This is a genomic window from Gluconacetobacter tumulisoli (assembly GCF_014174155.1).
GTDB lineage: Bacteria > Pseudomonadota > Alphaproteobacteria > Acetobacterales > Acetobacteraceae > Gluconacetobacter > Gluconacetobacter tumulisoli.
Genome location: NZ_JABEQM010000011.1, coordinates 68,006 through 84,753 on the forward strand (window position 1 = coordinate 68,006; position 16,748 = coordinate 84,753).

The 16,748-nt window shown below is 61.2% G+C and carries 14 protein-coding genes and 2 pseudogenes; 2 read left to right on the plus strand and 14 right to left on the minus strand.

Features of this window, described 5'->3' with window-relative positions:
- Positions 1-246: 246 nt before the first annotated feature.
- Positions 247-552 carry a hypothetical protein gene (locus HLH28_RS13450; RefSeq protein WP_182960042.1) on the minus strand — a complete coding sequence of 102 codons (306 nt, stop codon included), beginning with the start codon at positions 550-552 and terminating at the stop codon, positions 247-249.
- 551 nt (positions 553-1,103) lie between these two features.
- Here HLH28_RS13450 and HLH28_RS13455 point away from each other — a divergent pair.
- Positions 1,104-1,598, plus strand: coding sequence for a hypothetical protein (locus HLH28_RS13455; protein WP_182960044.1), 495 nt, complete (start codon positions 1,104-1,106; stop codon positions 1,596-1,598).
- A 450-nt stretch (positions 1,599-2,048) separates the two neighbouring features.
- On the opposite strand, the gene HLH28_RS13460 is transcribed toward HLH28_RS13455, so the two are convergent.
- Together HLH28_RS13460 and HLH28_RS13465 are read right to left on the minus strand one after the other, a co-directional pair.
- A complete protein-coding gene (locus HLH28_RS13460) occupies positions 2,049-2,720 on the minus strand; it encodes an IS1595 family transposase (RefSeq protein WP_338029744.1) in 672 nt (223 codons plus the stop codon).
- Positions 2,699-3,871, minus strand: a pseudogene (locus HLH28_RS13465) (IS3 family transposase). Before HLH28_RS13465 ends, HLH28_RS13460 begins: the two are co-directional and overlap by 22 nt.
- A 332-nt stretch (positions 3,872-4,203) precedes the next feature.
- Here HLH28_RS13465 and HLH28_RS13470 point away from each other — a divergent pair.
- Positions 4,204-4,677, plus strand: a complete 474-nt coding sequence (locus HLH28_RS13470; RefSeq protein ID WP_182960048.1) for a hypothetical protein — start codon at positions 4,204-4,206, stop codon at positions 4,675-4,677.
- Positions 4,678-4,818: 141 nt separating this feature from the next.
- Here the strand turns inward: HLH28_RS13470 and HLH28_RS13475 are convergent.
- The 11 genes and pseudogenes from HLH28_RS13475 to HLH28_RS13525 all read right to left on the minus strand — a co-directional run bounded on the left by HLH28_RS13475 (position 4,819) and on the right by HLH28_RS13525 (position 16,736).
- A pseudogene (locus tag HLH28_RS13475) lies at positions 4,819-6,048 on the minus strand (tyrosine-type recombinase/integrase).
- A gap of 686 nt (positions 6,049-6,734) precedes the next feature.
- Complete coding sequence (locus HLH28_RS13480) at positions 6,735-7,319, minus strand: CatB-related O-acetyltransferase (protein ID WP_182960050.1); 585 nt, start codon at positions 7,317-7,319, stop codon at positions 6,735-6,737.
- A 1,222-nt stretch (positions 7,320-8,541) separates the two neighbouring features.
- Entirely contained in the window at positions 8,542-9,375 is an 834-nt protein-coding gene (locus HLH28_RS13485; protein ID WP_182960052.1) for a type II secretion system protein GspK, read from the minus strand.
- The gene (gene gspD / locus HLH28_RS13490; RefSeq protein ID WP_182960054.1) at positions 9,372-11,753 is read right to left on the minus strand and encodes a type II secretion system secretin GspD; all 2,382 of its coding nucleotides are present in this window, start codon (positions 11,751-11,753) and stop codon (positions 9,372-9,374) included. The genes HLH28_RS13485 and gspD overlap by 4 nt, the downstream gene beginning before the upstream one ends.
- The gene (locus HLH28_RS13495) at positions 11,750-12,313 is read right to left on the minus strand and encodes a general secretion pathway protein GspN (protein WP_182960056.1); all 564 of its coding nucleotides are present in this window, start codon (positions 12,311-12,313) and stop codon (positions 11,750-11,752) included. Before HLH28_RS13495 ends, gspD begins: the two co-directional genes overlap by 4 nt.
- Positions 12,310-12,936: a type II secretion system protein GspM gene (gene gspM, locus HLH28_RS13500; protein WP_246396169.1), complete on the minus strand. Its 627-nt coding sequence runs from the start codon at positions 12,934-12,936 to the stop codon at positions 12,310-12,312. The genes HLH28_RS13495 and gspM overlap by 4 nt, the downstream gene beginning before the upstream one ends.
- A 2-nt stretch (positions 12,937-12,938) precedes the next feature.
- On the minus strand, positions 12,939-13,985 hold the full coding sequence (locus HLH28_RS13505; protein WP_182960058.1) for a PilN domain-containing protein: 1,047 nt from the start codon (positions 13,983-13,985) through the stop codon (positions 12,939-12,941).
- A gap of 91 nt (positions 13,986-14,076) precedes the next feature.
- Entirely contained in the window at positions 14,077-14,694 is a 618-nt protein-coding gene (locus HLH28_RS13510) for a prepilin-type N-terminal cleavage/methylation domain-containing protein (protein WP_182960060.1), read from the minus strand.
- A complete protein-coding gene (locus HLH28_RS13515) occupies positions 14,691-15,107 on the minus strand; it encodes a pilus assembly FimT family protein (protein ID WP_338029740.1) in 417 nt (138 codons plus the stop codon). The genes HLH28_RS13510 and HLH28_RS13515 overlap by 4 nt, the downstream gene beginning before the upstream one ends.
- Positions 15,104-15,526: a GspH/FimT family pseudopilin gene (locus HLH28_RS13520; protein WP_182960062.1), complete on the minus strand. Its 423-nt coding sequence runs from the start codon at positions 15,524-15,526 to the stop codon at positions 15,104-15,106. The genes HLH28_RS13515 and HLH28_RS13520 overlap by 4 nt, the downstream gene beginning before the upstream one ends.
- Positions 15,516-16,736 (minus strand): type II secretion system F family protein, encoded by a 1,221-nt coding sequence (locus HLH28_RS13525; RefSeq protein WP_182960064.1) that lies wholly within the window; start codon positions 16,734-16,736, stop codon positions 15,516-15,518. The genes HLH28_RS13520 and HLH28_RS13525 overlap by 11 nt, the downstream gene beginning before the upstream one ends.
- Positions 16,737-16,748 lie beyond the last annotated feature (12 nt).

Below are 16,748 nucleotides of genomic sequence, written 5' to 3' on the forward strand. Positions count from 1 at the left end.
ATTCAAAGAAATCAGAGGAGGATCGAGAAGATGTTCAAAGATGAATATGATGAACAAGGTTTTCCAACGCATCCGTGGAAACGATTTAAATGCAAAATGTATTACGTTCGACATCGTATAAAATTGATATTGATCAGGCCTTTTAAACATATAATAACGGTTTATGCGTCGCAATCAAACCGTTCTTTGCGTGATCAAATTATGTGGCTGCATGAGAGAATTAAGAAACTTGAAGAAAATAAATAATTATATCTCCTCTATTCCCAAAAAATCCTCAGAAACGTCATCTATTTTGGTTCCATCTTCCAAAAAAAGTACATAAACTTCGACTTCCGATATGAAATCATATCTACTTTTTTGAACTAATATTTTACTCTGATCATTTCCCAGCGAATCAGAAAACAAGAAAACGTCTCCTATATTCCCTTGAGCAATAGCATCATCCTCTGGGGTGGACGACAACCAAACTATCGCTGGAGCGTCGAGCAAAATGCTTGGAATTTTATCAAATACATATTTGCGGCCGGAGCGAGCTTGGTAAGACTTAGTCATTTGATCCTCCTCTTTTTATTTTTAAACATAGAATCATCCATTTTAAAAGAAAGATTATCGAGACTTGCCGAAAATCCCGTTTTCCCATATTCTGTAGGTGGCGTGTCGTAGCGCCTTTTCACACGAGGTCGCCCCTATGTCGGGTGGCCTGCCTAATGCAACACCCGGCTTTCGAGCCAAGGCGGTGAATGGGGGCACTCATTCTTCGTCCAAGGGAAATAAGCAGGGCGTGCCTATACCTCGTGTGAACACGCTACGACCCGCCCGACGCCAGGAGGCGTCGATGGGAAACTATGCTCGTCGTAGGGCACAATACGGGGTTCAACTACTGTGAAGACTTATTCGGCAAAGATTGTTTTGAAAAATGGCAATGTTCAAGAAGTCCGCGTACAGGCTGACAATTCTCTGAACGCCAAGTCTCTCATAGACATGCAGTATGGCAACCCGCAATATCTTTATCTTCCTCGCCTAGCCTGACAATAGACGGGCATAAATATGCCCGTCTCATTTATTATAAATTACACGATGGAATGATTGTGCGGGAGTAGGGAATGGCGAGCGTTAAAGAAACTCTTCAAGATTTATATAAACGTGCTGTTGAAGAGAGCTTGGGAGCCGTTGCAAAAATTGACGAATACGGGGACATTGAATTTCGTATTTTGAGGTACGGTAATTTTGAAATCTCTATTCTTGAGGATGACCCAGAGTATTTTAGGATTTTATATGGGATTGGAAACCCAGAGGACTGCGAGTTGTCTGAGTATGACTTCCTTAAAATTGCAAATGATGCAAACAAGACGAAAAAAGCTATAAAAGTAAGGTGCTCAGAATACAAATCTACAAAAAATAAATATTTAATCGTATCTATTGAATCGTTTATCGCTGCACCAAACAAAATTCCCGACGAAAATTTGGTAAAATCGATAATTGAACGCTATATGTCAGCCCTTCAATTTGCTATCGACAAAATAAGCGAAAGCCTTTTTGAAGAAGACAAGAAAATAAAGGAAAATAAGGGGCCAAAAATGCTCTCTGGTCCTCGGTGATTTTCTGATCGCTGTGTGGCGGCCTATCTGTCCGTCACACACAAATATTGACGTGTTATCTCAATGGTGAAAACTAATGATCCCGCTTATTATCGGAATTTTCATTATTCTGTTTTTGGGATGGTGCAATTATCGCATCATGAAGGCAATTATATTGCCGAAAAAAAGATTTTTTATTGTCTCGAATGGAAAGAAAATTGACCTTGATACTCCAGAAGGAGGGAGACTAATAAGCGAATTTGTCACCCGTGCGAACAAATTGAGAGAACAAAGAAAGAAAGTAAATCATTCTGGCGAATGATATTTTAATTTAATTGGAAGAATCGTCCTCTTTTTCGTCCTTTGGCTGTTTCATAACCCTTTTTGCCTTCAGCAATTGACGCAAAACGTCCTCCAGAGGACGTTTCTCTTCCTCGTAGTCGGATAAATCAGGTTTAGGTTTTTTCTCCATTAATCAGTCCTTTTAATCCGTCGATAGGTCAACCGCTTGCCTTCGGCCTGCTTGATCGCTGCATTCATACGCATCGTATCATCCACACCCAGCTTAATCCGGTTATTATAGCGGAAATCAAATTCAGCCAAATAGCGGTGAAGATGGTTTTCTCCACAGTGCTGATAGATGCCTTTGAAGCCTCGTTTGAAAATCGAGAAAAACCCTTCAATCGTATTTGTATGGGCATCCCCGCGAACATATTCATTTGCGCTGTGATTAACGGATTGATGCTCCTGATAATCCTTTCCCAATTTGGTATAAATGGAGGATTCATCCGTCATCAAACGAGTCTCTTTATCGATATTCGCCTGCGTAATAGGTGCCACGGTTGCGGCGGTGGCCTTATCGATGTGAAAAGACCGAACTTTTCCACCACGTTCAACGAGGCTCACAACAGCCCGTTTATGAGCATATCCCCGACGAACGGGAATTCCAGCCTTCCTACCGATATAGGTTTCATCAGCTTCAACCACCTTCCCTGAACCACCCATAGGGGAAAAGGTTTCGGTTCTCATGGCTTCCCGAATTCGGTGAGTCATAAACCAAGCGGTTTTATAGGTTACGTCCAAAACCTGGACTGACTGCGATGATTGGTCCGGTTTTATAGTTAGTTGATATGCGCTTCTGATGCCAGCCTGGCCGGGAGGTGAAGCGCAGCGGAACCGAGCGGCCAGGCTGGCACTTTGATTGTTTCTGGCGCTGGCGGGCGGTATTGCAGGCTGCTGTGTGGGCGCATCCGATTGTAATGCTCACGCCACCAGCCGGTGACGATTCCTACCTCCTCAAGGCTGTAGAAGATCTCGCCATTGAGCAGCTCGTCCCGCAGACGGGCATTGAAGCTCTCGATGTAGCCGTTTTCCCAAGGGCTGCCGGGTTCGATGTAGAGAGTGATGACACCCAGCCGGCCCAACCATTCGCGCACCGCGTTGGCGACGAATTCGGGGCCGTTATCAGATCGAATATGCCCAGGCGGCCCATGCTCGATGAACAGATCGGCCAGCACGTCGATCACGTCGTTCGATCGAAACCGCCGCAGCGGCACCATTGCCAGACATTCCCGGCTGAACTCGTCGATGATGTTGAGCATCCGATATCTGCGGCCGTTGTGCGTCCGATCTTCGACGAAGTCATAGGACCACACGTGCCCACGATGCTGTGGGCGCAGCCGGATACACGATCCATCGCCCAGCCATAGCCGACGCCGTTTCGGTTGCCTCTTCGGAACTTTGAGACCCTCCCGCCGCCAGATCCGCTCGACCACCGACAGGCTGACCTGCCAGCCAGCACGCCCCAGAAGAGCATGGATGCGGCGATAGCCATAGCGGCCGTAATCCTTGGCCAGCGCGATGATATCGGCCGTCAGTCGATGCTCGTCGGTATCATCCTTTGGCAGATGACGCTGTGTCGAGCGGTGCTGGCCAAGCACCCGGCAGGTCCGCCGTTCCGATACCGGCCAATGCACGACGGACCTGTGCGATCGCCTCACGGCGACGGGAGGGGCTCAAAAAGTCAGTTTCGACGCCTCTTGCAGGATCGCCTTGTCCAGTGCGAGATCCGCCACCAGCTTCTTCAATCGAGCATTTTCCCGCTCCAGATCCTTCATGCGACGCGCCTGATCCACCTTCAGGCCGCCATATTCCTTGCGCCACCGATACAGCGTCTGTTCAGCGATGCCGACCTGTCGACACGCTTCCACCGCCGTCGCACCTCGGCCAACGTGCACATCCACCTCACGCAGCTTCGCGATGATCTGCTCAGGCGTAAAACGTTGACGTCCCATATAATCCTCCAATCCTTATGCCCCATAGGGCTCTCCTTAGAATTGGACCAGTTTTCTCAAGGCAGACCAGTCGCGGCCGTCAGCTACTGGTTATGAGTCCGGGCCCTAACCTCGGACACCTGCTCCAGAGGGTAATTCATACACGACTCTCGACCCTGCGGGAGAACTGATCCCAATCAAAAGCGCACCCGACGGACCAAGCGTCTACGCCTTCACCCGGCCAATCGGGTGTGCGATCCCGCGCGACTTGAACAGCACGTTGGACACAGAACGGATGCAAATGATACGATTCCGACATGACAGGCGATGCGCGACGACGTAGGAGAACAACGATGCCGACCGATGATGTCCGCCACATCCGGTCTCATCGGCCATGGTCCGTATTGCTGCTGGGTTTTGCGAGCGTCACGACGGGTGCGGTGATGGTGCTGCCCGCAGTCTTCTCCGCTCTCTTCTTCCTGGTTTCTCCGTTTCCTGTGGGGGCGATCCTGCATGGAACAACGATGATGTTCGTGGTGGTGGTTGAACTGCTTTTCGGTGTTCCGTCCCTGATCAGCCTTGGCAGGTCGTTTCGGGAATTCGCCGTCGGCATCCGGGAACACAGCCAGGCGTCCGCCGGCTTGATGACGTTGAGCGTGTTCGGCATCTGTGGCGCAGGGGCGATGTTCTTTCCCATATTCCATGGGGTGGCGCAGATCGTGTTTCTGGCGAACCTGACCGTCGGCCTGTTTCTTCTCGGTCGCACGGCCCTGATCGTTTGCCGCGGTTCAGAAGACCGGCGATCCCGGCCCGATGTTTTGGGGTAGCCATTCACCCAGGATCCGAGCATACGGGTGGCACTGAGCCCGGACGAAATTCCCCAGCCCGCCACCGATAAACGGTAGTTTTCTTCGGGTTTCATGGCGGGCGAGATGAGGGCGTACCGTCGCGCGATCGACGTCCGGCGCTCAGGATGTCTGGTCATCCCCCTTCTGGGCCGGTGCCAGCACCCAGCGCGCCCAGTCATCCATCATCTGCCGGCGCTTCTCGAACAGATCCCCGCGGCGATAGGCAGCCTCGACCTTGTCCCCGATCGCGTGCGTCAGGGCCATCTCAGCCACCTCACGGGGATAGTCGGTTTCCTCGGCCGCCCAGTCGCGGAAGGTGGAACGCAAGCCATGGACCGTCACGTCATTTGCATCGGCTGCAGCGTGCAGAGCTTTCGAGAGCGCCACGTCTGACAAGGGCTTCCCGCGCTTCTGGCCAGCGAACACCAGGTCACCGGCTCTCGTGTCACGTAGCGGCTTGACCTCGCGCAAGATCGCCAGCGCACTCTCGGACAACGGCACACGATGCTCCCGGGCCATTTTCATCCGCTCGGCCGGCACGATCCAGACCTTGCCCTTGATGTCGATCTCGGACCAGACCGCCCCGCGGGCCTCCATTGAACGGCAGGCCGTCAGGCAGACGAACCGAACAGCTTTGGCAGACACACCCCGGGAAGCCGCCAGGCGCTGCATCACCCCACCGATATCCTTCCGATCGACAGCCGCATGATGCTCGATCTGTGCGACCTTGGACGGGCATGGCAAGATATTGGCCAGATGTCCCTTCCATCGGGCCGGGCTCTCCCCAGACCGCCATCCATGGGTACGAGCATAATCGAGGATGCTTTCTATTCGCCCACGAATCCGCGTTGCGGTTTCCGTCTTCGTCGACCAGATCGGCCGCAGGACAGTGAGCACGTCTTCGGTTGAAACCGCAGCGACCGGCTTTTTCCTCAGAGTGGGATATGCGTGCTGAGACAGGGAGTTCGTCCAGATGGACACCACGCGCGGATCACGCCATCCTGGCGCCTGCTACTTGATATAGCGGGTAGCGACCTGCTCGAAGGTCAGGCCCACCTCTTTCCGACGCTCGGCCTTCTTTTCTCGCCGCGCGTCGATGGGGTCGGTTCCGTCGCTCGCCAGCTTGCGCGCTGCTGCGGCCCGGATCCTCGCGTCGGCCAGACCGACCTCACGAGCAGAGCCGATTCCCATCTCTCGGGCTTTCCCGGTGGTCGGGCTGGTGTAGCGGAAGGACCAGGCGCGGGTATTGCCCTTCACCGTCAGCCACAGATTGCCACCATCGCAATAGACCCCATCCGTCAGAGACGCGACGGTACGGACGGTCAGGCGATTCGCGACGATCTTGGGCATGGCTCATGCTACCACGCCCGTGCCTCCATTCCACCAGACCCACGATGCGAAACCAATGAACAGACCCATGAAAGAAAACTGCACCGCGGAGAACAGCTACGGACACACGCGGACGTGATGAACAAAATACGTCATTGAATCATCGTGTTATTTGGACAGTAGCGAACAGTGGCGGACTCAGGTTCGAATCCTTTCGAGTCCGCCAGATTTTCCAAAATTTATATATTAAATCAGTCGGTTAGACTGGTCGCGTCGATATGGAACATGGGTTGGACAGAGACCAGTACGGATGCCTGCTAACAATCGTCAGGCTACGACCTTCCCCAGGCACCGATAGACGTCCGTCCGATCCCCAGCCGCTTGGTGATCTCGGTGGGACTGCCCTCTCGACCGCCAGTTTCCGAACCTCGTCAGCCTGCGACTACGTGGCGGATTTCCGGCCCAGATCATGGTCAATGTCATGACCATCGGCGGCATCCAGGCCTGACGCAGGCCGCGATTTCCGATCTGGTCGGCGTTCCGGTGGTGACCTGGCGGAATTGGGAACAAGGCCGCGCAACGGTCCTGTGGTGCGGACGCTGCCGCGCGTGCTCTGGCGTGAGTCGGATGCAGTCAAGCGGCCCATGGTTGCGGCGCGCCCATGGTCGGACCAACGGCGCGCCTTTCCGTCAGTGCGGGCGATTATTTCAGTCGCCTTGCGCGCAGGCTTCCAGAAATCCTTCAATATCGTCATTCATCAGCTTCGGCAGACGCTGGCGCAGCAGTTCCTCCGGCCAGTTCCACCAGGCGATCTGGAGAAGACGCGCGACGATGGGCTCGGCAAAGCGGCTGCGGATGATCCGAGCCGGATTGCCACCCACGATCGCATAGGTCGGCACGTCCTTCGTCACGATCGCGCCGGCGGCAATGATGGCGCCAGAGCCAATCGTCACCCCCGACATGATGACAGCGCGCGCCCCGATCCAGACATCATGGCCGATGACGATATCGCCTCGTGAACTGTGATCGTCCGTGCCATCGGCGGCTTCCGGCCAGAAATGCGAGAGTGTCTTGAAGGGATAGGTGGTCACCGTGTCCGGTCGGTGGTTCCCCAGAATCATTAGCACGCCCGGCCCGATGGAACAGAAGCGCCCGATTTCGAGGGACGCGTATTCGGCTTCGATGACCGTCGGGGATCCGTAAGTATGTTCCCCGATCTTCCAACCCCATTCAGCAATCTGATAGGCCAGAGCATAATGCGTGAGCGAGGCGAAGACGTTCTTTCCAAACATGGTGGGGATCCTTCGTCGTGAGCCAGAAGCACCGTGGCGAAATCACTCGTCCGGCTTCCTCAACCTGATCCCAGCCCCACCGCCGTTCTCGGCGATGAATGCGATACCGGCGCCTTCCGGGGACCGGGCAGATGGTGCAGGGACAAGAGGGCTTCGCCGCGCTGGACGCGGGAAGGGTGGCACGTGGGGGCCATTTTGTCATCTTGTGACAAGGTGGCCGGATGGAAGGGACAGGAGCCTTCCCAGCCAGTCCGGCCACAGCCGAAGCGGAGTTTCGGCAATGGCTAAACATGCCCTTTGCGGACCTGGCCTCCGCTCATCCCCTCCGGTCCGTCATGAGGATGTTGCGACGGATCAGCGCGGTCTTTCTCCTAATCAAGCCGCGTCGGAACCGGTCGCTCATCCGGATCCGGCGCCGGCTCCTCCGGATCCCGGTCCGGTTCATCGGATGGGGGGTCCGAAGGTTTCGGGACGCCTGACAGCGGACGACGATCCCAGTCACTCTCGTCATCATGTCCGTTGCTCTCGTCTTCGCCCTCGCCTTCTTCTTCGTCATCGTCTTCCGGGCGGGGATGACGAGGCGGAAGCGGGGCCGATGTCCCGTCGAAAAACGCCGGTCGCGGATCCATCCACGATTCGCGATTGCCCGTCTTCTCGGGGATCGGCTCTTCCGCAGGTTCCGGCCGGGGCGCGTCCGGATCGGGGAAGGCACCATCCTCAGGCTTCGGCCGTTGGTCGCTCATGGCATTCCTCCTGTGTGGGAGGGCAACACCGATCGGATGAATTGGTTCCGGGCTCTACCGCCCTCCATGCGATCTTCCACCTGTCCTTCAGGCGCGGCGATAGCGGCTGCTGAAGCAGCCGAAGACCTTCCGTAATGAGTCAAGCTGGAATCGCTTGCCTGTTGTGAATAGTTTCCGTGATGGGCCCTTCATAAAAGCGTAACAGAATCAAGGTCGATTCTACGTCGGGTGCACATTGATCGATTATTGGCGGGAAACCGCCGATTTCATGCTTCCCGGAAACAGATGCCGCGACATCCTTATCCACAGATTCCGGGGGTACCCCTGTGGGTAAGTCTGTAGATAGTTTTGGCAGGGTCTGGATGAGCCAAGCCGGACATCGCATTTCCCGGTTTGTTCTCGCGGGGCCCGTCAGGCGACCAGACGCTTCCCCGTCCGGACCGACGGCCGCCACGAAGGTGCATTTTCCCCAAGGGCTCTCAGGACCGGATATCCAGGATATGGACCATCCCGTTCAGATCCTCGCCCGCCCTTGTGGCCGACACCAGGACCGTGGCCTGGCGTGACGCGTGCCCCCCCTGGTCATCATCCATCGAGACGGTAACGACGATGGTCGCGGGTTTTCCGCCGCCGGGCGACATATGCACGCTGGGCCCGCCCGCCATGTGCAGGGCCTGGCGGACGACCGGATCGGCCACCGCGATATCGGGATCGTTTTGCTGCGTGACGGACAGATGCGGCCGCATCGCGCGCAGGAGCCCTGGCGTCATGCCGAGCACGAGGCCGATTTCATCCACGCTGCGGAACATGTCGCCCGGCGGAGCATAGGATCGTCCGGCGGCGAGATAGAGGGCCTTCGTCCTGACGGCGTTCCCCTGCTGGGCGGTGCTGCGCCATTCCGCCATGTTGGCGGCGATCGCGTCCGCCTGCGCCTTCTGCGCCCCGCAGACCTGCAGCAGCGCGGCCAGAAGCGGCCGCGACGCCATGTTCGGATTGACGAGCCCGGCCTCGGACGCAAGCCGTATGCGCGACGTCACGGATCCCGCACGCTGCACATGCTCGCGACCGTCGGCATTCCAGTGCCCCGGGGAACGGTCGAGGAAGTGAAAGATCCCTTCCCAGAGCCCGCCATCCGCCGCCGCGCGCATCTGCGCCGCGCGGCGCATGGCAGAGACGGTACGAATCTGTCGATCCGCCGACGTCACGACGATGGACGCCAGGAACGACAGCAGGACCAGCGTCCACAGCACGATCAACAGGGCAAAGCCCCCGTCCCGCCGCGCGTCCCGTTTCCAGTCGCGCCGACGCGTCACGGCCCGAGACCGACTTTCTGCCGCAGGCGTTGCTGGGGATCGGCGCTGCCGGACGCCCCCATCGTGTTCAGCTCATCCGGAACGACTGCCGCATTGGGGTGGCTGTCGCGCAGGTCCTCCATCAGTTCCACTGCGTCGTGCTGGTCATGCATGACATGCGGCGTAATGAGAATCAGCAATTCCGTCCGCTGGCGATTGTTATTCTGGTTTCCCGCAAGAACGCCCAGAACCGGAATGTTCTTGAGCCATGGGATGCCGCTGTTGGTACGGGTGGACGTATCGGTGATCAGGCCGGCCAGCCCCACCGTCTGCCCGTCCTGGACCACCACGCGCGAGGATACCGAGCGGTCGTTGAAGGTGGGGTTGGTGGTCGCGCTGCTGGTGGTGGAGGTTGCCGAGGTCACGGAGCTGACTTCCTGGACGATGTCCAGCGTGACCAGCCCCGAATCGCTGACGTGCGGCGTCACCTGCATGATGACGCCCGTCGGCTGGTAGGTGAACTGGTTATAGATCGACGTGCCGATCGTGCTGGATTGCGATCCGATCTGGATCGGAACCAATTGCCCGACCTGCAGCCGGGCGGCCTTGTTGTCCTGGACCATCAGCTGCGGCGACGACAGGACATGCACCTTGGTCACGTTCTGCAGCGCGTCGATGGCGAACGGCGCGCCGCCGCCGCTGGCGCCCCCGATGATGAAACCCGGCAGCGTATGGCTGAAGGCCGCGGTCGCCAGGGTTCCGGCGGTGATCGTCTGGCTGTTGTTGCTCAGCACCCCGTTGATGCCGCCGGACTTGAAGAAGAACTGCGTCCCGTACTGCAGGGCGTCGTTGAGCTGGACTTCGGCGATGACGGCATCGATGCGAACCTGCAAGGGCATGACATCGATTTTTCGCATCATCTGCTCGACCGTGTCGCTTTCCTCCTCTGTCGCGTAGATCAGGATGGCGTTGTGCTGGGCGTTGGAAATGATCCGCATCCCCTGGCTTCGGCCCTCATTGCCGGCCGTACTGTCCAGGCCGCCGAGAAGGGGATTGTTGGACGCCGCCGACTGGCCCCCGCCCGCCTGCTGTCCGACGGTCGTCGTCGTCCCGCCCGGCTGCCCGCCGCCGAACAGGGAATTCGTGCCTCCCAATCCGCCCGTCGTGGACATATTGCCGCCCAGTCCGCCACCCGCCAGGCCACCGCCAGCCAGACCCCCGGTCATGCCGCCGCCTGCCAGCCCCCCGCCCATGGCGTTTGCCCCGAAACCGCCCGTGCCCCCCTGCTGGCCGGCCTGGGCCGAGGCCGCTTCGGGCGGCAGCGCCGTCACGTCGCCAGGCGTGAACGCCTGCTGCAACGTATAGGCCACGTCATTCACGCTGGAATTCTGCACGTAGAATACATGCCACGACCGCATGGTCGCGCGGCGGTGGCGCTCGATCAGGGCGAACAGACGCCGGGCGTCCTCGACATAGCGCGCGGCGCGCGCAACGACCAGAACCGCATTGACCCGCGCCAGCGGCAGGACCTGGACGACCTGCGCGAGCGCGCCGCCGCTGCCGTGCAGGGCGGCCTGCAGGGCCGTCGCCATGTCCCTGGCATTTCCGGACTCCACCGGAAGCAAGGCATAGGACTGGCTGGCCAGCCAATCCACGTCGAAGGCGTGGATGACTTCGACCAGCGTATTGCGCGCCGACGGCTCACCGCTGACCATCAGGGCGTTCGCACTGTCGACAGGCGTGACATGCGCCCCGGCCTGCAGGAACGGCTGGAGCGCCTTGGCCAGGTTTCCGGCCTCGGCATAGCGCAGCGGTACCATGACGCTGCCGCCCAGGGCCGTCCCCTCGGCCAGGCCGGACGCAGCCCCACCCTGCGGGTTGCCCGCGTCGCCCTGCGCCGGCACGATGCGGTACAAGCCGTTGCTGCGGATGATGGTGGCATGCACCTGGGACAGGATGACCTGCAAGGCCGGCATGACCTGCGCCGATGTCAGCGGCGAGGCGGTATGCAGCGTCACCTGCCCCCTGACCGCCGGGTCGATCGAATAATTCACATGCAGGATGTCAGTCAGGATCTGCGCGACCGCGTCGCGTATGTCCGTATCGGCGAAATTCAGTGCAATCGTGCCGACACCGCCCGCCTGGCCCGACATGGGAATATACGGCACGGCATCGCGCCCATAGCTGTACTGGACCGGACCGACCGGGTTCGCCGCCCCGATTCTGCCATTCATGTCGGGCGCGGAACGGCTCAGCGGCAGCGGACCGGGAAGCGGTTGAAGATGCGGCGCCGGTCCGGGGGCGCATCCCGCGACAGCCAGGCACAGCACGCCCCCCGTCCAGCCGTGATGCCGGCGGCGGGATGCCGGCCGGGCAGAAGGGTAATCGCAGGAAATCATCGTGTGCCGCCTGGTGTCTGGTCTTCGGGTTTCTGGTCGTCGGGTGAAGAAATGCCGGGTTCGTCCCCAGGGGCCGGGGCGCCGTCCGTCTTGCCGTCGGCGCTGCGATCGCGGTCCGGCCGCAGGGTCTGCTCGCCGTCCTCGCCGGTCACGCGCACGGAATCGACCCCGATCGCGACGATTCGCCACGGGCCGACGGTCGCGCCGACATCGACGACCTGCCCCCGTCCCGCCCCCTGCGTCATGAAGATGGCACGGCGCCGGCCGAGGCTGGCGACGATACCCGCCAGCCGCGGGCGGGAGGTGGACACGTCCGGCGCGGCGTCGGGGCGACGGGTGCGGCTGAACAGCGGACGCGTCAGGATGACCCCCTGCCAGTCCCCGATCTGCGCCGTGTTCGCCATGTCCTGTTCGACCGGCGCGGCAGGGAGCGGCGCGGCAAGCGCGGTCTCGCGTATGGAAAAGGAGAGGAAAGCGATGGAAAATCCGGCGCAGACGAAACCGGCGCCACAGGCCGCGGCAATGCGCCTGCGCGACGAGGGGAATATCATCCTGGTCATGGCGCGGTCGTGACCGGCGCGGGCGTGCTGCTGTCGTTCCGGCGGAACGCGTACACCGACATGTCGCATTCCATCATCGTGGCCGGCGTATCCTCGTCTTCGGATTTGTGAATATGCAGCCCGTCGATAACGACGGCCGGCGATGAACGTTCCAGGGTCGCGATCAACCGGACCAGGGTCGGAAAGGCGGCATTGACGACGATATGCAGCCCGATCCTCTGGTAATGGCCGATCATGGCAGCGGGTACGTTCTCGGCGCTGGAGACACTCGCCCCCATCGAGGACGCCGTCTGCTGCAGCATCTCCTCGAGATTGGCGCTGGCGATGGCTTCGGTCGCGCCGCCGATCAGGAGCGCGGGTCCGGGCGCGGACACACTGGCGGAACGGCGCAGGCCAGGCAGCGCGTCCGACAAGGCCTGCATCCGGGCAACGGTGTCGCGCTGGATGTCGAGGGTCTCCGCGCGCTGTCCGTACCAGTCCGACAGCGGCGCCAGGACCAGCAGCCAAGCCAGCATCACGATGACCGCCGACAGGCCGAGGGCGGCCAGACGACCCGCCCGCCCTTCCGGCAAGGCGCGGATCACCGCATGACGCGACGGGATCCTGTGATTCGAGATCTGCAAAATCAGTGTCCAACGCCGGCATGAATCGAAAAAAGGCTCGCATTCTGTCCCTCCACGCGCGTCACCGGGGCGACGAAGGCGGGGGACCTGAACAGGGGATTCGTGCTGAGGGCCTGGATCAGCCCCGTCGCAGCGGAGGATTGTCCGCTGATGATCAATTGCCCCTGCCGCAGGATCAGGTCGGTCAGAAAACTGTCGTCGGGCAAAATCCGGGTGACCGTGGCCAGTACCTCCATCGGGTCGCCCAGCCGCCGGCGTTCCTGCGCGATCATTCCCGCCCCGGCGGACCGGTCCTCGGCCTGCCGGCGCAGCGTGCGAGCCTCGTCGGCCGAGGGGCGCAACATCGCAATCCGCGCCGTCAGATGGTCCTGTTCGACGGACTGCCGCCAGAACGCCGTCGTCACCCCGATGACGGGCAGCAGCACGGCCGCGGCGGCGATGGCCATGCGGGTCCGCCGCCCGTGCCCATTTCGGACCTCCGACATCGGAATACAGGTCTGGCTTCCGGCGTCTTCCAGCATATCCGGTCGCAGGCCGACCCGCGCGAGGGCGGCGAGCGCGGAGGCGATCGACGCCTTGGGCACGATCGACAGCCGCATATGCAATTGCCGGCGTTCCGGGTCCCGGTGCAGGATGTCGTAGGCATACCATATCGCGTCGGCGGGAAACGGCGTCAGCCGGTCCATCTCGTAGTTCAGGACGGCATCCAGGTTGCCCTCCGCCGCCGACGGCAGGACGACGTCGCGCTGCATCAGCATGCCGGGGGGCAGGCGCAGGACGATCGATGCCGGCGCGCCGGTTCCCATCATTCCGGACAGGGCCCGCCGGCAGGCCGCGACGTCGCCATCGCCAGCCCCCTCGTCCGACGACAACCCGCAGACGCCGACAGGCGTCCGCACGCCCTGCCGGATCAGCGAAACGACAAGTCGCGGGCCCTCGATCACCGCAACGACCACGGGCTTGGCCGAAAACCGCGACAGACGCCACCGCGCGGGGATCATGTCGCCGATCTGTCGCCGCCACCAGATGAACAGGTCACCGGCGATCATGAGGCGTGCAGTATGAAATTTCGAGGCAAGGACAAATTTCCGACCGGCTAGCAAAAGGACCAGGACAGGACCGAACAGACAGGCGAAGGCATCAACCGGGCATGGGCTCCGTCATCGGGGCCGCGACGATATCCGGCCAGTGGCGGCGATCGTCATCGGAAAAAAGGATCCGGATACGCACAAGTTCCGGCAAGCCATTTCCATACCATCCATTCGCCCACTTTCCGTCTGAAAAATAATCGCATTCGATTCCCTGCACGCCGTCCAGCAGGACGTCCTGCCGCGTGGGGCGCGCGGGTTCGATCACATGCCGGTAGGGCATCCAGACGACGACCAGGCGGTGACGATCATCCACCGACAGGCGGATATCGGCCATGGGGGTCTCCGACCCCAGCGCCAGCGGTAACGGACCCCGCAATGCGAAGCCATGGGCGCGGCCGACGAAAATCCGCCCGTCCCGCGTGCTGCCGCCGTTCGCATATTCGACCAGATGGCGCACGAACCGGTCGACCGCCCCCAGTTCGGCCTGCGACGCCAGCATGCCGCGCTGGCGTTCGAATATCATCGTCGCCGCCTGGAAGCCACGTTCAAGCGCCAGCAGCACAAGCGAGAAGACGACCAGCGAAATCAGGATTTCGACCAGCGTGAAGCCCCGCTGCCCGCTGTCGCGACCGGCCTGACCGAGGTGGCCGTACCCCCCGCCCGTCATGGCGCGCGCCCTTTCGTCCCCAGCCGTCGGGTGCGCAGCACCACGGTCCTGCGTCCCCCCGACGCCGACAGGTCGGGCCAGGATTCGCTGACCTCCACCTGGTACAGCACCATGGCGGGACCATGATCCAGCACGCCCGACTGTTCCGGGACGATGCGGATCTGCCAGGTGAACCCGCTGCCGTCATCCCCGCCCTGCACCAGCGGCACAACGCGCATGCCGTGACCCACCGCGGCCAGGTGCGACTGTGCGCGGGATATCGCTTCCTCGGTACGGTTGGCGATCTGCGTGGCGGCGATGCCGCCGACCATCCCTTCGTAGACGACGCCCAGCGCCAGCATCGCGATGACGAAGGCGATCAGGACCTCGATCAGGGTGAATCCGGCTTCGGTGTCGCGCATGACGCTGCTCACGGCCCGTCCACGGTGACGGCACCCGTCAGCCAGTTGGTGCGCAGGGTGACCTGCCGTCCCTGCTCGACCAGCCCGATCCGGGCGCCGGAGGCGCTGCCGTCGGGGTAGAAGGTGATGCTCGTAGCACTTCCTGCGGCCAGCGCCAGGCCGCGCGGCAGGGCCTGGCGGGCGTCGTGCCCCGCCCCGTACTGCATATGCACGGGGTCGATCGTGACCGTGATGGCGGTGCCGGAGACAATCGCCTGCATCCGCCCCTGGCGCATGGCGACGGCGAGCGATTGCGCCGCGCCGCGCAGATCCAGCGTCGCCGAATGGAGCGGCCCGCGCGCGACCAGGATCGTCGCGATCAGGGCCAGGACCAGGACGACCACGATCATCTCGATCAGGGTGAATCCCCCGTCCGGCCCGTTATTTCGCAAGGTCGTTCAAGCTCAGCATGGCCAGCAGCAGCGACGACACGATCCCCGCCACCAGCAGGCCCATGACGATCGTGATCGCGGGCACCAGAAGGGAGACCAGGCGCTGGGTGGCGATACGCACCTGGTCTTCGTGAATGTCGGCGGCCCGCAGCGCCATCGGGCCGAGCCGGGCGGTTTCCTCGCCCAGTCGCAGCAGATGGACGGTGCGTTGGGGGAAGACGGCCGCGGCTTCCAGCGCGATGGACAGGCCACGCCCGCCCTTGGCGCTCTGCGTCGCCGCGTCGATGGCCTGCACGACCGCGAGATTGCCGATGGCGCCACGCACGATCGACAGCGCCCCCAGGATGGGCACCCCGTTTTCCAGCAGCGTGCCGAGGATACGGGCAAAACGGGCGGCGAGGATTTCGCGCATCAGGGCGCCCACGACCGGCAACGCCAACAGCCAGCGGTCAATGCGCAGCTTCGCAGCGGGACGCCGCATGATCGCCCGCCCGCCCGCCACCAGCAGCAGCAGGATCGCCGGGATCAGGACGCCATAGCGGCCCAGCAGGCCGCCGGCCTGGATCATCACCTGCGTCGAGACCGGCAGCGTCGCCCCGTTCTGCGCGAACAGGGGGGTGAATTGCGGCAGGACGTCCGTCAGCAGCAGGTAGATCGATCCGCACGCCGCCAGCGTCAGGATGGCGGGATAGATCATGGCGGATGTCACGGTCGCGGCCAGTGCGCGCTCGCGTTCCTGCAAGGCCGCCAGCCTGTCCATCGTCGGCGCCAGGTCGCCGCCGGCTTCGGCCGCGCGGACCATGCCGACATACAAAGGCGGGAAGCTGCCGGGATAGCGTCCCAGGGCGACATGCAGCGCCTGGCCGTCGCGCACCAGTGCGCGGACCCCGTCGCATACGGCGCGCACCCGCGCGCCGGGCGCGGTTTCCGCCAGAAAGCGCAGGGCCCGGTCGATATCCTGTCCCGCCCCCAGCATGACGGCCAGTTCGCGCGTGATCGCCGCCAGTTCGGATCGCCGCAGATCCTTCCGGCGCAGTCCGCCCATGCCCGACGGCAGCGTCAGCGTGAACCGCGCCGGGGCGCCGACATGCATGGGAATATGCCCCTGCCGGCGCAGTGCCGCCACGGCGGCGGCCTCGGTCTCGACGTCCAGCGTGCCCCGGACGAGGTTGCCCTGCGCGTCGACGGCGGTGAAGCTGAAATCAGCCATGCGTGCCGCCCG

Excerpts from the sequence above, each read along its gene's own strand:
- HLH28_RS13525 (WP_182960064.1), bottom strand. The coding sequence starts at position 16,736 with ATGGCTGATTTCAGCTTCACCGCCGTCGACGCGCAGGGCAACCTCGTC.
- HLH28_RS13510 (WP_182960060.1), bottom strand. The coding sequence starts at position 14,694 with ATGACGGGCGGGGGGTACGGCCACCTCGGTCAGGCCGGTCGCGACAGC.
- HLH28_RS13480 (WP_182960050.1), bottom strand. The coding sequence starts at position 7,319 with ATGTTTGGAAAGAACGTCTTCGCCTCGCTCACGCATTATGCTCTGGCC.
- HLH28_RS13470 (WP_182960048.1), top strand. The coding sequence starts at position 4,204 with ATGCCGACCGATGATGTCCGCCACATCCGGTCTCATCGGCCATGGTCC.
- gspD (WP_182960054.1), bottom strand. The coding sequence starts at position 11,753 with ATGATTTCCTGCGATTACCCTTCTGCCCGGCCGGCATCCCGCCGCCGG.
- HLH28_RS13455 (WP_182960044.1), top strand. The coding sequence starts at position 1,104 with ATGGCGAGCGTTAAAGAAACTCTTCAAGATTTATATAAACGTGCTGTT.
- HLH28_RS13495 (WP_182960056.1), bottom strand. The coding sequence starts at position 12,313 with ATGACCAGGATGATATTCCCCTCGTCGCGCAGGCGCATTGCCGCGGCC.
- HLH28_RS13450 (WP_182960042.1), bottom strand. The coding sequence starts at position 552 with ATGACTAAGTCTTACCAAGCTCGCTCCGGCCGCAAATATGTATTTGAT.
- HLH28_RS13505 (WP_182960058.1), bottom strand. The coding sequence starts at position 13,985 with ATGATCGCCGGTGACCTGTTCATCTGGTGGCGGCGACAGATCGGCGAC.